The organism is Saccharophagus degradans 2-40 (genome assembly GCF_000013665.1).
Lineage (GTDB): Bacteria > Pseudomonadota > Gammaproteobacteria > Pseudomonadales > Cellvibrionaceae > Saccharophagus > Saccharophagus degradans.
In genome coordinates this window covers 2,331,729-2,347,201 of the sequence record NC_007912.1, presented here as the reverse complement: position 1 = coordinate 2,347,201, position 15,473 = coordinate 2,331,729, and the positions used below count along the sequence as shown (strand labels likewise).

The window sequence follows — 15,473 nt, the reverse complement described above, 5'->3', positions numbered from 1 at the left end:
CAACTAGCAACTAGCAACTAAGCATTAGGGTATATACAAACTAAATAAACCGCCGCCTATATCACTATCATTCGATAATTTGATAAACCCGTGGCGGTTTTTTTCTTTGTGCATTTCGGCAATACGCTCGGCAAAATATAACCCTAAATGGGTTCCATCTTTGCTTACCTCGGCGTCTTCAACCCCGCACGAAGGCCTATCTAACATGCTTGGTGGGTAGCCAGAGCCGTTATCCGCAACCGAAAGCACCAGCATATCGTTTTCTACTTTTGCAGATAACACGATTTTATTACTGGTATAGCGTATGCCATTAATAAGCACGTTATGTATAACGCTGCTTACTAAATCTCTATCGAAATACCAATTTAAATCGTGGTCGCAATCCATATCTAAACTAATATCGCGGGTTTCTATTAAAGTGTGGTTGCGAGCTATTTGCTCTTCAAAAATATCCACAATGTAGTGCTCATCAATGCGTAACGGCAAAAATTCGTTTTGCATACGGTACACAGTTAGCAGTTGCACCAGCTCGTTATTTATACGCGAAGCCTCGTAACTTAGCGTTGAGTACTGCCTGCTTTGCGATTCATCCTTAGGCGGGGCCGATTCCATTAATTGGTCCAGCGAAGCCAACAGCATACCCACCGAATTTTTCATATCGTGTACGCTCGATGCCAACACCATGGCGAAATCTATACCTTTTTTAGGTGAATCACTCATACTCTCTCCTGTTCTGTAAACGCCATTTTTCGTAGCTTTTCGTAGCGATTAAATTGCGGGTGCTGCTCATCAATTAGCGAAGCAATTAATTTAAGCGACGCGTGGCAAGCCCCGGACAATTCTGGGTCATCAGGGTAGTCTCGCATTTTGCCCACAAGGGTTTGAATAATATTTAGCTGTAAACCTATATGCTTAGGGAACAGTTTCTTCGCTTTTTCAAAACACTCCAGGGCTTGGTCGTATTCGGCTTGATTATATAAATCTATGCCCTCCCTATTTACAGCTGCCACCATCGCCCTATTGGCGTCACTGGCTGGCTCATCCAGAAATACGTCAAGCTGCTCCAGCGCTTTTTGGTCGTAAGCAAACTGCTCTTGTAGCTTGGCCAAATAAGCGTTGGCTTTATCTTGCTGCCCCATCGCAATAAGTAAATTTACGTAATCCATATGTAGGGCAATATCAGCCGAGTCGGGCGCAAAAACACGCTCAACTTCTGTAAGGTTCTGCTCAGCCACGTCTTTTTCGTTTTTAGCACAGTGAATTGCAGCCCGAAGCATTTTGGCCTGTGCTTCTAAATTGTCATCTAAGCTATAGCGCTCTTTGGCCTGCTCCAGCAAGGCAATGGCCTCGTTGGCGGTATCTGGGGGCACGTCTAGCTCTGCCTCAATACATTTAGCGGCAACCCTAGCGTAATTTAGATTATCTTTCGCTTCGCCATAGCACGATAAATCGCCCAACTTAACGGCTTTTTTAAATGCACCTAAGGCAACACTGAAATCCTGATTTTTTTGCGCCACTTCCCCAAGCTTTTTTTGCCGAAGAATAGACATTGGCGATATTTCTACCGCTCGCTGTAAGGCTGTCTGCTCCGCGTTAACATCGCCTTTCCCCGCATAGGTATCGGCTAATACATCGTAAGCGGGTAGGTATAAGGGGTTTTCATTAACTATTTGGTGCAGCCACTCCTCTGCTTGCTCAAACTCGCCACGTGCCTGTTTACAACGCGCCAAACCGAGTTTTGCCCAATCCAACTGACGAAATTCAAGTGCAGTTCTATATAGCCGCTCGGCTTTATCGAATTGATTGTCGTGTATAAACAGCTCCCCCAGCCACTTTTGGGCGGCGGTAGAATACCGGTCTTCGGCAAGCGAAAGATCAATTAGCTTATCAATAGCGGTTGCCATATCCCCTGCATCTAATGCCTTATACACAGGCGAAAAAGCAAGCCGTTGCAGTAAAATACGGTCTATACGCTGCTGCAGCATACCCGCTGTAATAGGCTTCATAAGGTAATCGTTGGGCTCACAATCATAAGCAGACATCACAATAGTACGAGCCGCTTCAGCCGAAACCATAATAAATACGGTGCGCTTTGGTAGCAGGTTTTTAAATCGTAGTTCTTCTAGTACGTGCTGACCGGTTTTACCGTTGCCTAGGTTGTAATCGCACAAAATAATGTCGAAGGCTTTACGACTGCATATATCTATTACGCTTTCCGCATTTCCCGCCGTATCCACCGTTTGCACGCCCAACCGTTGCAACATGCCAAATACCGTATTGCGGAAACTACTAAAATCGTCCGCCACGAGGATGCTCAAGGCTCCGTAGTTAATATAGTGCTTCGGTTTTTTCGAGGATACAGCCATGCAGTACCTGTCATCTAGCCTATTAATAGTGCTTTTTACCCCTACGCCTAAGTATTTGCATCAGGCTATCTAGGTAGCAAAAATGGTTGTTTCAATAAGTGTAGTTGATTGTTTGTAAAAGGCTCAGTCGCTAGAATAGCCGGCTTTCGGGTGAATTCCGTTGTGGTAGCCCCTTAACGCTATATTGAGTGCAATTTATGGACGACACGTCCCAACGAGATAACATCTACGCCGCGCCACACGATAACGTGGGTGAATTCATCTTCGATAAGAAGGTGGTAGATGTATTTCCCGATATGATCAAGCGCTCGGTACCGGGTTACAGCACCATCATCCACATGATTGGCCAAATGGCAGAGCGCTACGCCAAGGCAGATTCCACTTGTTACGACCTTGGCTGCTCGCTAGGCGCCGCCACACTGGCTATGCGCCACCGTATAAGCGCTGCGGGCGTGTCTATTGTTGGGGTAGATAACTCTAGCGATATGATCGAGCGTGCAAAACAGGTAATCGACGCCGATAGCTACGATGTACCCGTAACCCTTCGCTGCGAAGATATAAACCAAACCCCTATTAGCAACGCCTCGGTTGTGGTGTTGAATTTCACCTTGCAATTTATTCCTAAACAGCAGCGCCAAAGTCTGCTGGCCAATATTTATGCGGGCATGAACCAAGGCGGCATTCTTATACTGTCTGAAAAGCTTACCTTTGAAGATGCACACCACGACGAGCTAGTAACCGATTTGCACCATTACTTTAAAAAAACCAATGGTTACAGCGAGTTAGAAATTGCCCAAAAGCGCACCGCGATAGAAAACGTATTGGTACCAGAAACCCTCACCACCCATAAAAACAGGCTTACCGAAGTGGGTTTTCGCAGCGTAGACCTGTGGTTTCAATGCTTCAACTTTGCTTCAATAGTTGCTTTTAAATGATTGATTACACTAGCTTTTTAGAACAAGAAAAAGAAGGCCCGCTAGCTCGTTGGGTAGAAATACTGCCAGACCAAATTAGCGAAGGCTTATCTACCAAGCGCTACGGCGACCTAGAGCAATGGCTAACTGCCATGCAGAATTTACCCCAAGTAGACAACGTACAGGTTAGCTACCAAAGCGCTGTGACGTTAAAATCTACAGCCCCCTTAGCCCAAGAAACCCATACACTTATTGAGCAGCAGTTTCGCGCACTCATCCCTTGGCGCAAAGGCCCCTACAATATATTTGATATTGAAATAGACACCGAATGGCATTCGGACTGGAAGTGGGACCGAGTCCTACCCCATTTAGCACCACTCAAACACCGTAAAATTCTAGATGTAGGCTGCGGCAATGGATACCACTGCTGGCGCATGTATGGTGAAGGCGCGAGCCAAGTAATAGGCATAGACCCATCGCCGCGCTTTGTTGTGCAGTTTTATATGCTAAAGCACTTTATTGGCAGCAACGCCCCTGTGGACCTATTACCGGTCCCCATGGAAGCCGTACCCGCCAATTTACAAGCTTTTGACACCACCTTTTCAATGGGTGTTTTGTATCATCGCCGCTCCCCTATGGATCACCTACGCGAACTAAAAGCCACATTGCGCCCAGGCGGTCAATTGGTTTTAGAAACCTTAGTAATAGAAGGCAAGCTCGGCGAAGTGTTAGTGCCAGAAGGCCGCTACGCAATGATGAATAACGTATGGTTTTTACCTAGCGTGCCAACACTTATTTCTTGGCTAACCAAATGTGGCTTTAAAAATGCCCGCTGCGTAGATGTAAACCAAACCAGCACAGACGAGCAACGCTCGACCGAATGGATGACCTTTCAATCGTTAAGCGACTTCCTAGACCCTAACGACCCAACCTTAACCGCAGAAGGCCACCCCGCCCCATTGCGGGCAGTGATACTTGCAGAAGCGCCTGAATAGGTGAATAGGCGCTTCGTTATTTCACACTCAAACCTTATTAAAACGCTTGCTGAGCCACACACTCTGCCAGCCCAAACTAAACTGGGCTGCGCATAGTAACAAATTCCTCAGCTGCGCTTGGGTGGATACCAATAGTATTGTCAAAATCCTGCTTGGTTGCGCCGGCCACAATAGCAACAGCTATGCCCTGCATAATCTCAGCGGCATCTGGCCCCACCATATGACACCCCACAACCTTATCGGTAGTTTTATCTACTATTAGCTTCATTAAGGTGCGCTCCGCTAAACCAGAAAGCGTGTGTTTAAGCGCTTTAAAATCGCTTTTAAACACCAACACTTCGCCAAATTGCTCTTCGGCTTGCTGCTGCGTAAGCCCTACAGTCGCAATATTAGGCTGACAAAATACTGCCGTGGGAATATTCGAATAGTTAAGCTCAATGGGTTTGTTGTCAAACAAGTAACGCGCTAACGCCATACCTTCAGCCAACGCGACAGGGGTAAGAGGCATGCGGCCAACCACATCACCTACGGCATAAATGCTTGGGTCCGCGGTTAAAAAGTTGTTATCGACCTCTATAAAACCATTTTTTGCAGTTTTTACTTGGGTATTTTCAAGCCCCAAACCATTAATACGCGGCTCGCGACCAATTGCGCTAAGTACCGCATCCACTTCGCGCACTTCGCCATTATTCAATCTAACGGTCAGCGAACCATCGTCATTCTTAGCAATACTTTCTATATCGGTATTAAACGAAAGCTGCACGCCCTTCTCGGCCATTTGGGTAGCCACAAACTCCCGCACTTCACTATCGAAGCCACGCAAAAATAAAGGGCCTCTATAGGCGAGCTCTGTAGCACAACCCAGCCCATTTAAAATACCGGCAAACTCCACAGCAATATAACCACCACCCTGCACCAATACGCGCTTGGGCAAGGTTTCTAAATAGAAAATTTGATCGCTAGTAATGCAGTGCTCTGCGCCTTCGAACGTTGGCCACTTAGGTGTACCACCCGTTGCAATAAGAATATGCTTTGCAGTTACAACTTTATCGCCAATACCAACCTTATTATTGCCCAGCAGCGTGGCGCGACCATGAATAACCTCTACATTGGCCCCACCCAGCATGCGCTCGTATATACCATTTAACCGCTCAATTTCTTTGGTTTTGTTATCACGTAATGTCGGCCAATCGAAACTGCCATCCACTTGTTGCCAGCCAAACCCTTTCGCAGCTTCAAAATGCTCGGCAAACTCCGAGGCGTATACAAACAACTTTTTAGGAACACAGCCAACATTAACGCATGTGCCCCCCATAAACGTGTCCTCGGCAACCGCCACTTTCGCACCAAGGCCTGCCGCAATACGACTGGCACGCACGCCACCCGAGCCTGCACCAATTACAAAAAAATCATAGTCAAAAGTCATAGTTATCCCGATCTAATGCTCAATATGTATTAATACTCACAGTGTAAAGGGCCACCAAAAACAATGGCACTGCGCAAACCCATGAATCTATTGCCCTGCGTACTTATTTACCCTTCAGCCGAGTAAGAACCCACACTTCCTAGCCCCATTCATACTTATTACCTCTAAAAGGATACCAGTAGGCTAGATTTATTTAATTCACATTTTTGGCCGATATAGCAATATAAACGCCCCCCAGCACTGCAACGCTGGCTATTAAAAATCGCGCACTTAGGGGCTCTGTCATAAATAACCAGCCACCTACACCGGCAATAATGGGCACAGATAACTGCACCGAAGCCGCTTTCTTACCCTTTAAATAGGGTAACGCCTTATACCAAACGGCATAGCCCAAACCCGATGCAATCGCCCCAGAAGCAGTCGCATAGAGCGCCCCCCATACACTTAAATGCCAATGGCCGGAAATAACATAAAAACCGATTAGCAACAGCCCCGCCAAGGGCAAACTAAAACAAAAATTACTTAACGTAATGAGCAAAGGCCGAGATGCAGCAACACCAAGTAACGAATACAGCCCCCAACCCACGCCAGACACTACCATCAATATGCTGCTAGTAAGCGAAGGCGCCTCTGCACTGGGTAAAAGCAAATACACAAGCCCACAAAAGGCGAACCCCGTCCCCATCAACACCCTACCGGTTAAGCCTTCACCTTTTAACCAAGATGCCAGCAGCATGGTCAGTTGTACTACGCCAAATAGCAGCAACGCCCCAGCACCGGTAGACATAGAAACATAAGCAAACGAAAAGCAAGCCGCATAGCCAAATAGCAACCCAGCCATTGCTGGCCTAAATACGAGCTTGGGCCTTTGTCGCGCCTGTAACGTTACACACGCATAAAGTGCGATTGCCCCCGCCAATAAGCGCAGTGCGGTAAACGATGCTGGGTCAACCTGCTCTGCACCCAAGGCCAACCGGCACAAAATAGAATTTGCGGCAAACGCTATAAGCGCAAAAAGGGTAAGCGCAAAAACAGACAGAGAATTACTCATAAACGGTAAACCTTCTTCAATGAACCGCAGGCTAATTATAAAGATGGGCATTGTACCCATTCCCGGCCTTAAAAAGCTGCCAAACCCCAATTTGGTGGTACAATGCAGTTTTTTATGCCAGCTCAAAATTTGGCCAAAGTTTTAGTAGCCACTAGTAACGACCTCGCCACCCCAACGATTTTTAACACTATAAGACCAATAAACATGCGCTTCTTTCTCCGCCCTCAAGCTAGCTGCCAATACCTTGCCCCACTAGACGGCGTAAGAGCTATAGCAGTCATGCTGGTAATCACCTTTCATGCCTACTTTTTTTTACAGTACGGTATGGCTGAGATGAGCAACTTTATTGAGTTTAGCAATAGCCTACCCGCCGTTTTAAGCTGGGTACGACGCGGCGACTTAGGTGTGGATTTATTCTTTGTGCTAAGCGCTTTTTTGATTGGCAGCCAATTGTTTTGCGAAAACTATCAAACAGATCACATATGCTTAAAGCGTTTTTACCTAAAACGTTTTCTACGTATTTATCCCATCTACTTATTTGCGCTGGGCATACATGTCGCATCCAAAGGTTGGGACCCAGCCTTATTAGGCAATATTTTTGCATTTAATAATTTAGTGAACCTAGAGAATATAATTATCCCTTGGAGCTGGTCGCTCTCTGTAGAGATTCAATTTTACGCAGTGTTCCCCCTACTAATTTTGGCTTTAACACGTACATCACAAGCCGTATTTTTTGCCGCAATAGTAATACTCTTCTCGCTTACTTGGACAAGCTACTTCTACTTTACAAACCCAGTACTACAAACCCAATCTGTAATAGATGTAATTGCAAATAAAGACAAGGCTACCCAAATTTACTACATGCAATACTTGTATGTATCACCTGCCGTTCGAGCACCCGCATTTATTTTTGGTGCCGCCGCGGCTTGGCTTTGGAACAACAAGCGAGAGGCTTGTACTTCTTACTACCAACGTCACAAAAAATTGTTTTTAATAGGCAGCATTGCAGCGATAGCCATAATGGCCGTTATTAGCTCGGTAAATATTTACCAGCCCAAGACAACCATGAGCACCGTGCAAAACACCCTATACACACTCAATATGCTGTTTGGCCGTACGTTATTCGCCTTATTGGCAGCGGGCTTATTACTTGTAGTGCTTATACCCAAACAGCAAGTATCGTTTCCCAGTCGTCTACTCAGCTCGAAATGGCTGTTCCCTATCGCTAGGGGTAGTTACTCCATGTATCTATTCCACCCTATTTTCTTATTCGCAGCATTTGCATTGTTATTTGGCGAACAAAAAATTAATCAAGTTAGCTTAACCCAACTGTTTGCATTAGCGGGCTTAGGCATATTGTTTTCATTTGTTTTCAGTATTTTTACCTACTACCTAATAGAAAAGTGGTTTACATTTAGCCGTATAGCACACTTTATAGATTCCAAAAAATCAACCGTCGACGCCTAGATGTCGACGGCCTGCCACCGTTAAGCCATATTAACAATTATAATTTTTACAAACTTCTTGTAAGCTTTGTCAAAAGCAACGCTAAAAAACAGGCAACTCGACGCTTTTCCATACAGCACTCGGCAAACCTGCACATTTTATGTGACCCACCTCACCTTTTATAAGTTGGCACACTCCTCGCAATACCTCACGTGGAAGTTAAATTAATCACCACCGAGGATAAAACCATGCGTATTCAATCATTAGCGAGTTTAATTGTTATAGCATCAGCCACTTCATTCACAGTTGGCTGCAGCACAGCAAATACAGATACCGCCGGCACCGAAAACCAAAACGACTATGAACTGGTATCCATGAAAATAGATCAGGACGTTTACAATGCCACGGGCGGAAAATCAGCAGTAGTTAGCGTTGAAACGCCGGCAGAGCAAGAACAACCCAAGCAGGAAATAACCCACATAGAAGATGTGGTGTACTTTGAATTCGACTCAAAGGAATTAACTGCCGAAGCGGAACAGAAACTTGAAAAATTAGCGAACGAAGCTAAAAAATCAGAAAACGAAAATATTGTTGTGGTGCTTAAAGGATTTGCCGACGCAACCGGACCAGAAGAATACAACCAAGAGCTATCTAAAGAGCGCGCCCAAAACGTAAAAGCCTTTTTAGAAAGCAACGGTGTAGAAGCAAGGGAATATAATGTAGTGGCACTAGGCGAAAGCAACCCCGTAGCCGACAACGACACCAAACAGGGCCGCGCCCAAAACCGTCGAGTTGTGCTTGTAATAGAGCCTACCGAATCTGTTGCTAGCTTCTAACTAAGCAACGATACGAACTACAACTTAAACTAAAAACGCGTTAAAGCAGCTTTAGGGCTCGTTATCTTAAAACACACAAAGCTGCTTTAGCGTCAACCAACCGATTGATTTATGGCTATACCGCAAAGTAGTTTCATCTACACTTAAGCCGAAAGATAAAACTCTAGCGGAAAACAGTCGAAAACAATACAAATAAACGAATCTTGAACCACTACAATTAAGGGCTTCTTGTCACATCTATCACATTTAGATCTTCATTAATCTCAGGCACTTCAAAATACTGAGTCACATAACGAAAAACCGCTTCAGTATCGAAGTGAGCCCTTTCCGGATGCATAACACGACGCCGAGCGATTTGTGATAAACACTGTTCATCACTCAAGTCTAAATACCAAAGCTCGTGTTCACTGCCCACTTCAGAGCACAACGCCTTAAACCAAGCTCTTTGCTTTACAGTATTTGCAGGAAAATCCATTACAACATTCACACCTAAATTCAGTAGCTTTTGAACGTGTTTTTTAACGAATGGTTTAATAAGGTTTGAAAGCTTAATGTAATCGTCAAATGTTTGAATTTGTGCTGGATAGTGCGCCGACAACCAGTCGTCCTCAGAGATTAAGACAGCACCATTTTCAGCCGCCACAACCTGCGATCTAGTAGACTTCCCTGCCCCCATCTTGCCACAAAAGAAATACAGCTTTCCTTGATTTTTCATGTTTATCCCTTTTGCACACATACCAGCCACGCGAGCCGCAGCAGAATCGCAGAGGCCAATCTACTAGGTTTTTTTATTTATGAAGTTCAGGGAAATAAGCCCAATCATTACGGCTACCAAAGGTAAATGTTTCTGGGCCAAAGTCCGAACCATTAGGCCCAAACTTTTTAATAGAAAAAGTAAACGTTCCCTTCACGTATTGCTGCCCGGTGAGCATACCCATTTTAGCCTGTAATTCCTGACTTTCTTTCTCATCTTCATCTAACGGAATATCTTCAACATTGGTTACTGTTAGCGTTGCAGAGACTATTTCGTAGGCGGGGTAATCAGCAGGCGTTACAAAACCACTCTGCTTTAACTTTTCAACGTCAGGCTTCATAACAGCATTAAACAGGGAATCACCATCTACAACATGCAAATGAGCCATAACATTAGGAAGTGGTTTCTCTTCAGTACTCAACACCGAGTAAGGAACGACTGAATACACGCCGGTTTCTATCTTTGGCGCTTGCGGACCAAGCTTTATATTAATCCCAAAACTATCAATACCCGCTTGCTCAAGTGCATCAAAGTCAGAAATATTTGCAAAAAAAGCATTAGCTTTTGGATCAGTAAGGTCCGCCCTATTGCGACCTTCAGTGCGAAAAATACAGTCATCATCTGTGAGCGTATTAGGATCTACATCAAGCCTAGTCCCCTGAAGACAGAATTCCATATACGGATCGTGATATACCACTTCAGCTTGGTCATCGATAAAATCTTCCTCAGGAAGATCATCCGCATCGGACACTTCGCTGTTATCACAAGCCAACAGGAACACACACACAAAAGTAAGTGATACTGCTTTAAGGATGTAATTCATAAGTATTTTCCTGCCGTATTATTTACGACCATATGGTAGCCTAAAAGGTTTTTAGGTGTATACAAGCCTAAGTCCAATAAAGCGGCCGGGGGGAGTCTTTACTGGGTTATTAGCCACGGCAAAAATACCGTTACGATACAACCGGGCAGTAGAATCACAATCGCTTCGACACTTAAAATCACACGCTCTAATTTCATTAGAATGAGTCCTAACGCTGGTGTAACCAGCACCGGAAGTGGAGCTGGATTTGTGCAAAAATGGCCATAGGCCATACGACAAAACCAGCGTACCTTTGGGCGTCAGGTTGACACCCTTGTTATGGGCCCTTATAATTCTGTACAGTTTTACGTACAGGTGGGGACAATATGGACGCTTTAAGCTACACAGCCGCTAGAGCTAACCTAGCAAAAACTATGGAGAAAGTCTGCAATGACCATGCTCCGGTCATTATTACCCGTAAAAGCGAGGCTCCCGTTGTTATGGTCTCACTTGCGGACTACCAAGCGATGGAAGAAACCGCGTACCTTATGCGCTCTCCCGCCAATGCCAGGCACTTACTTGAGTCTATAGCCGAACTAGAGGCAGGCAAAGGAACTGAAAGGAGCTTGAGTGAATGAAGCAGACCTTCTCTTCTAGGGCTTGGGAAGAGTATCTAAATTGGCAAAAGACCGATAAGGCGATGCTGAAGCGTATCAACACTCTAATTAAGAATACAACCCGAGATCCCTTTGATGGGATTGGTAAGCTAGAACCGCTCAAACATAGCCTTTCTGGCTACTGGTCTCGACGGATTAATGATGAACATAGATTCGTTTATAAAGTCTCAGACGATCAACTTCTCATTGCGCAATTGCGATATCACTACGAGTACTGACGGCTCATAACGCCCCGGCCACCCGCACATACTGCGGAGAGCGTTTTTGTGTAAAGTGGCGCGCAGCGACACACAAAAACGAGCGTAGCAGTATGTGTCGGTGTGCAGCGGTTTGTTAGGCATTCTATATACCATTCTCTTTGCGAAAATAAGCAACAAGCGCGTTGGCATGCCCATGGCCAAGACCGTGCTCATCTTTTAACCAGGAGACCATCTCCATATGTTTAAGGCTTTTGTTCTTTGTAAGTAGATTTAACCAATGCTCGATTGGGTGCCCATATTTTTTTTCAATTGAGGGAAAGTATGACGCGGGTCCTTTAACTTTTTCTTGGTTAGCCATTTGTTCACCTATTTGAATTCATTAAGATTGAAAATATTTTCTAAGATTATTATCTCTAAGCCAAAGAGAAAGCCACATAAATACACCGAGATATACACTAAATAGAGTGTGAGAAAACAAAGGGCTCTCTACACGCAAATTACTTGCCAGTGCACCACCGAGATAACCAGTCATTAATACGGCTCCGATTAGCGAGGTTCTCGGAACCAAGTACAATACTGTAAACAGTAACTCCAAAAATCCTAATAAGTAGATATGTTTAGGCGGCCACCCAATTTCAATAAGAGGATCGATTGCTACTTGAGCGCCCAAGAACTTTGGGGCGACTGACCCAGCCAAAATAAACAACGAGAAAAAGATTGAAATTCCCCACCCATACTTCTTCATTTTATCTCCTAAAAATTGTGGGTGCCTAACGCCGTGTTCTGTTGAACTTTGGTGTGGATGTTTTTGTGTTACTATACACAAAAAGAAGCAACGGAAAAAGTTTCAACAGGAACACTTTGTTATGCATTGTATTTACCAAAGCGAGTTTCGATAGGCCTTATCAAGAATATCATCTAACTCGCTGGCCGTCTCAGATAGAGACGCATGGTCTTTCAGCATTTTCCCGAGTGTCGGCATATCAGTCCGAGGAGACCAGGTATTTGGAGACCACAATTTAGATCTAATAAAAGCCTTAGCGCAATGCATGTATACTTCAAGAATTTTAACGATTAGAACGGCTTTTGCGGGACGATTATTAACCTGCATCTGCGAACAAAGATCCTTGTCAAGGGTTAAACGAGCCTGGCCATTAATTCTAAGTGTTTCATTCATACCCGGAATCATAAAGATAAGGCCTACGCCGGGGTTTTCGATTATATTCTCCCACGTATCTAGTCGGTTATTTCCCGGTCGATCAGGGATAGCAAGAGTATTCTTGTCTATGATTTTTACAAAGCCGGGAAAATCACCTTTTGGAGATACGTCACCATTACCGGATGCGTCCTGAGACCCAATTAATAGAAAAGGAGATTTCTCAATGAAGCGGCGGGAGTGCCCATCTATAAACCGAAGAACTTTCCTTTCGGCAACATCGTGTGTTGCTTCGAAAGCGGTTCTAAGTTCATTGCGCGTTTTAATATATTCCATGTACTTTTCCTGTAACTTAATTATCTTACTTGTTAATAGTATTTCTCAAGTAAAGGATTCTTAATCCATTGTTTGCTGCATAACGCCCCGCATCAGCGGCAAATTGCGAAGCGCAGCGCAGCAATTTGTCCGACTGCATGCGATTGTTATGTGACGCCGTGATTTCCTTTTACCTCAATATCAAAATGCAGAACCTCTTCCTGCACTCCAAGTTTTGAATACAGTTCGATAGCCGGCTTATCCTCTGGCCCGGTGTCAGCTTGGACATATATCACGTAGGCACCTCGCTCCGCGGCAATTATTTTCAGCCTTTCAATTAGCGCTATTGCAACACCTTTTCGACGGTGTGCAGCAATAACTGCGAGGTCATAAATGTAAATTTCACTGCGTTCTTGCTCGAATTTTTTGAGTTCGTATGCCGCTAATCCTCCTATGACCTTGCTTTCATCCAATGCCGCAAGTGCAATGAAATAATCACTGCTGAGAAGTGACCGCACGTAGTCGGCACTTGGCTTGTTCTCGGTGTAAGTTTCTTTATCTGAAAATACTTCACCAAAAACAGCTGACAGCGCTTCCATTTGCGACAACTCGTTCTCAGTGATTTGTTTAATCTCTAATGGCATAGCTATCTAAGTCACATAACGCTTGGTTAAGCGGCGCGCGGTCAGGCGCGTCCGGTGGAGGCCGAAGGCCGGAACGTATTTGAACCACCTGTTAGGCATACTCTCTTCCATCGACCGACTATAACTAGATTACCCACAGAATCTCAAATTCGCTAGACTTTGGACTCGTTGGCATGGCTAAATGCAACCATACGGTTGCATATTGACAGGTGTTGTGCTTTACTACCCCCTCAACCAACTACATACTCTCACTAGGATCACACCATGCAAGACACCATCAACAGAGACATCACCATTAATGCGTCAAAAGAACATATCTATGACGCAATCTCAAATCCTGAACACGTAACCAAGTGGTTCCCGACAACGATCGAGGGAGACTACTCAGTGGGCTCGCAACCTATCTTTGGCTTTGGCGAACACGGCAAAAATCAAATTTACGTTGTTGCTGCACGCCCTCATGAGTACTTCGCCTATAGGTGGGTGCCAGGTGCAAATCACTACCTTGGCGATGTACTTGCAGTACCAAATACATTGGTCGAATTCAAAATCACCGAGCTGGCAGACGACACATGCAAAGTAACTCTTACTGAATCGGGTTTTTCAAGCCTGCCGACAGAACTCATGGAAGCGGCATTCAACCAAAACTCCGGGGGTTGGGACTTCATGCTCAGTCGGTTGGAATCACTCTTTGATGCCTAATCATATGAATGAAGCGGCCATATACAAAGCGTTAGGCGATCCCATCAGATTGGAAATAGTTAAAAGGCTCTCCACGGAATCAACTTGCACAATTGGTGAACTTTCGACAAACCTTGATGTATCCAGACAAGGGGCTCGGAAACATCTCCAAGTTTTGGTTAGCGCCAACGTCCTGATTCTCGAGCAAATTGGAAGGCAAACAGACGTGTCCCTAAACAAGCATTCCTTGAAAATTGCACGTGACTTCATAGCTCAACTCGAACGCCAGTGGGACAATCGCTTAGAAACGTTGAAACATTATGTTGAAGGATCGAAGTGAGTTTACCGCTTCCCTTCCGATGCCTAACGCTTTGCTCACCTGCAAATATTGCGGAGAGCGTTTTTGTGTAAAATGGAGCCACGCGACATACACAAAAACGAGCGTAGCGATATTTGTCAGGTGCAGCAATTTGTTAGGCTTTACCACAATTTCCACCAAAGCTTTTTAGAAACTCCTGACGCTTCTTTAGCTGGCATCTCTACGGGCTCACGTGACCGCCAATAGTTATGTCCTACTAAGTTTGACAAGCTCTCAATCTGAGTGTCAGCCCTCTCAATTAGCTCAATGAGGATTTTTATTAAAGGATCTCTAGGCACGCTAACTGAGTAATAAACCTCATCATAATCTGGATCCCGTTCTTGGATATATAGGAACCCATCTTTTGCATAGACATCTAACTCCCACCCTTGGTCGACATCATAAAAAACCTCACCACTCTCAGTTTCAATGACAGATTTAATAAAGTTTTCTATTTCTCCCAGCGTGTCGTACCAAGGAAACCCCACATGTATATCCTCTTCCGAATTCCATAGCCAAAATCGAAGCCAAAAATATTGACGTATTTCGTTAAAAGACTTCTCGTGCCTTTTGGCTGCAGATAAAACACCAGAATAATAATTCGCTAGCTGATGTTCATGACCTGACACTTCTGAGGTTCTTGCCATTTGCTCAACCACCCTAGGGAAGTCGAGCATTGGAAGAGGGTCTACTTCCTTCCTCTCCACAATCTGAGGGTGGGAGTCAGGACCATAATAAAAGTCATCTTTCAGCAGATAGCATATTTCTGCATCAATCTTACTTATTGGCTTTGTGTTATCAATCCAGGATTTCATTATTGATGCCTAACGCCTTTGTAACAGGCATTTTTTG

19 protein-coding genes are annotated in these 15,473 nt (G+C 44.7%); 8 read left to right on the top strand and 11 right to left on the bottom strand.

The window, feature by feature from the left end; genetic code table 11:
* Positions 1 to 24 precede the first annotated feature (24 nt).
* Both SDE_RS09740 and SDE_RS09735 read right to left on the bottom strand, forming a co-directional pair.
* Complete coding sequence (locus SDE_RS09740) at positions 25 to 720, bottom strand: sensor histidine kinase (RefSeq protein WP_011468333.1); 696 nt, start codon at positions 718 to 720, stop codon at positions 25 to 27.
* Positions 717 to 2,306, bottom strand: coding sequence for a tetratricopeptide repeat-containing response regulator (locus tag SDE_RS09735; protein WP_264359968.1), 1,590 nt, complete (start codon positions 2,304 to 2,306; stop codon positions 717 to 719). Before SDE_RS09735 ends, SDE_RS09740 begins: the two co-directional genes overlap by 4 nt.
* A 257-nt stretch (positions 2,307 to 2,563) precedes the next feature.
* On the opposite strand from SDE_RS09735, the gene cmoA reads away from it, so the two are divergent.
* Together cmoA and cmoB are read left to right on the top strand one after the other, a co-directional pair.
* A complete protein-coding gene (gene cmoA / locus SDE_RS09730; RefSeq protein WP_011468331.1) occupies positions 2,564 to 3,301 on the top strand; it encodes a carboxy-S-adenosyl-L-methionine synthase CmoA in 738 nt (245 codons plus the stop codon).
* Positions 3,298 to 4,275 carry a tRNA 5-methoxyuridine(34)/uridine 5-oxyacetic acid(34) synthase CmoB gene (gene cmoB, locus SDE_RS09725; RefSeq protein WP_011468330.1) on the top strand — a complete coding sequence of 326 codons (978 nt, stop codon included), beginning with the start codon at positions 3,298 to 3,300 and terminating at the stop codon, positions 4,273 to 4,275. Before cmoA ends, cmoB begins: the two co-directional genes overlap by 4 nt.
* 76 nt (positions 4,276 to 4,351) lie before the next feature.
* Here the strand turns inward: cmoB and gorA are convergent, their stop codons facing one another.
* The gene (gene gorA, locus SDE_RS09720; RefSeq protein ID WP_011468329.1) at positions 4,352 to 5,701 is read right to left on the bottom strand and encodes a glutathione-disulfide reductase; all 1,350 of its coding nucleotides are present in this window, start codon (positions 5,699 to 5,701) and stop codon (positions 4,352 to 4,354) included.
* A 193-nt stretch (positions 5,702 to 5,894) separates the two neighbouring features.
* A complete protein-coding gene (locus SDE_RS09715; RefSeq protein ID WP_041325628.1) occupies positions 5,895 to 6,752 on the bottom strand; it encodes a DMT family transporter in 858 nt (285 codons plus the stop codon).
* A 204-nt stretch (positions 6,753 to 6,956) separates the two neighbouring features.
* Here SDE_RS09715 and SDE_RS09710 point away from each other — a divergent pair, with 204 nt between their 5' ends.
* Together SDE_RS09710 and SDE_RS09705 are read left to right on the top strand one after the other, a co-directional pair.
* Positions 6,957 to 8,219, top strand: a complete 1,263-nt coding sequence (locus SDE_RS09710; RefSeq protein WP_158303871.1) for an acyltransferase family protein — start codon at positions 6,957 to 6,959, stop codon at positions 8,217 to 8,219.
* A gap of 227 nt (positions 8,220 to 8,446) precedes the next feature.
* Positions 8,447 to 9,034 carry an OmpA family protein gene (locus tag SDE_RS09705; protein ID WP_011468326.1) on the top strand — a complete coding sequence of 196 codons (588 nt, stop codon included), beginning with the start codon at positions 8,447 to 8,449 and terminating at the stop codon, positions 9,032 to 9,034.
* A 217-nt stretch (positions 9,035 to 9,251) separates the two neighbouring features.
* On the opposite strand, the gene SDE_RS09700 is transcribed toward SDE_RS09705, so the two are convergent.
* Positions 9,252 to 9,749, bottom strand: a complete 498-nt coding sequence (locus tag SDE_RS09700) for an AAA family ATPase (protein ID WP_011468325.1) — start codon at positions 9,747 to 9,749, stop codon at positions 9,252 to 9,254.
* Positions 9,750 to 9,822: 73 nt separating this feature from the next.
* The gene (locus tag SDE_RS09695; protein ID WP_011468324.1) at positions 9,823 to 10,611 is read right to left on the bottom strand and encodes a hypothetical protein; all 789 of its coding nucleotides are present in this window, start codon (positions 10,609 to 10,611) and stop codon (positions 9,823 to 9,825) included.
* Between the two features lie 365 nt (positions 10,612 to 10,976).
* Between SDE_RS09695 and SDE_RS09690 the strand changes: the two genes are divergently transcribed.
* Together SDE_RS09690 and SDE_RS09685 are read left to right on the top strand one after the other, a co-directional pair.
* A complete protein-coding gene (locus SDE_RS09690) occupies positions 10,977 to 11,228 on the top strand; it encodes a type II toxin-antitoxin system Phd/YefM family antitoxin (RefSeq protein ID WP_011468323.1) in 252 nt (83 codons plus the stop codon).
* Entirely contained in the window at positions 11,225 to 11,485 is a 261-nt protein-coding gene (locus SDE_RS09685; RefSeq protein WP_011468322.1) for a Txe/YoeB family addiction module toxin, read from the top strand. The genes SDE_RS09690 and SDE_RS09685 overlap by 4 nt, the downstream gene beginning before the upstream one ends.
* 124 nt (positions 11,486 to 11,609) lie before the next feature.
* Here the strand turns inward: SDE_RS09685 and SDE_RS09680 are convergent, their stop codons facing one another.
* The 4 genes from SDE_RS09680 to aac(3)-Ig all read right to left on the bottom strand — a co-directional run bounded on the left by SDE_RS09680 (position 11,610) and on the right by aac(3)-Ig (position 13,582).
* Positions 11,610 to 11,825: a DUF4287 domain-containing protein gene (locus SDE_RS09680; protein ID WP_011468321.1), complete on the bottom strand. Its 216-nt coding sequence runs from the start codon at positions 11,823 to 11,825 to the stop codon at positions 11,610 to 11,612.
* Positions 11,826 to 11,846: 21 nt separating this feature from the next.
* Complete coding sequence (locus tag SDE_RS09675; protein WP_011468320.1) at positions 11,847 to 12,212, bottom strand: DoxX family protein; 366 nt, start codon at positions 12,210 to 12,212, stop codon at positions 11,847 to 11,849.
* Between the two features lie 132 nt (positions 12,213 to 12,344).
* The gene (locus SDE_RS09670; protein ID WP_011468319.1) at positions 12,345 to 12,959 is read right to left on the bottom strand and encodes a pyridoxamine 5'-phosphate oxidase family protein; all 615 of its coding nucleotides are present in this window, start codon (positions 12,957 to 12,959) and stop codon (positions 12,345 to 12,347) included.
* Positions 12,960 to 13,105: 146 nt separating this feature from the next.
* Positions 13,106 to 13,582, bottom strand: a complete 477-nt coding sequence (gene aac(3)-Ig / locus SDE_RS09665) for an aminoglycoside N-acetyltransferase AAC(3)-Ig (RefSeq protein ID WP_011468318.1) — start codon at positions 13,580 to 13,582, stop codon at positions 13,106 to 13,108.
* A 264-nt stretch (positions 13,583 to 13,846) separates the two neighbouring features.
* On the opposite strand from aac(3)-Ig, the gene SDE_RS09660 reads away from it, so the two are divergent.
* Entirely contained in the window at positions 13,847 to 14,284 is a 438-nt protein-coding gene (locus tag SDE_RS09660) for an SRPBCC family protein (RefSeq protein WP_011468317.1), read from the top strand.
* On the top strand, positions 14,277 to 14,603 hold the full coding sequence (locus SDE_RS09655) for an ArsR/SmtB family transcription factor (RefSeq protein WP_338056766.1): 327 nt from the start codon (positions 14,277 to 14,279) through the stop codon (positions 14,601 to 14,603). Before SDE_RS09660 ends, SDE_RS09655 begins: the two co-directional genes overlap by 8 nt.
* Before the next feature lie 140 nt (positions 14,604 to 14,743).
* Here SDE_RS09655 and SDE_RS09650 read toward each other — a convergent pair whose 3' ends face one another.
* Positions 14,744 to 15,436 (bottom strand): hypothetical protein, encoded by a 693-nt coding sequence (locus SDE_RS09650; RefSeq protein ID WP_011468315.1) that lies wholly within the window; start codon positions 15,434 to 15,436, stop codon positions 14,744 to 14,746.
* Positions 15,437 to 15,473: the final 37 nt, after the last annotated feature.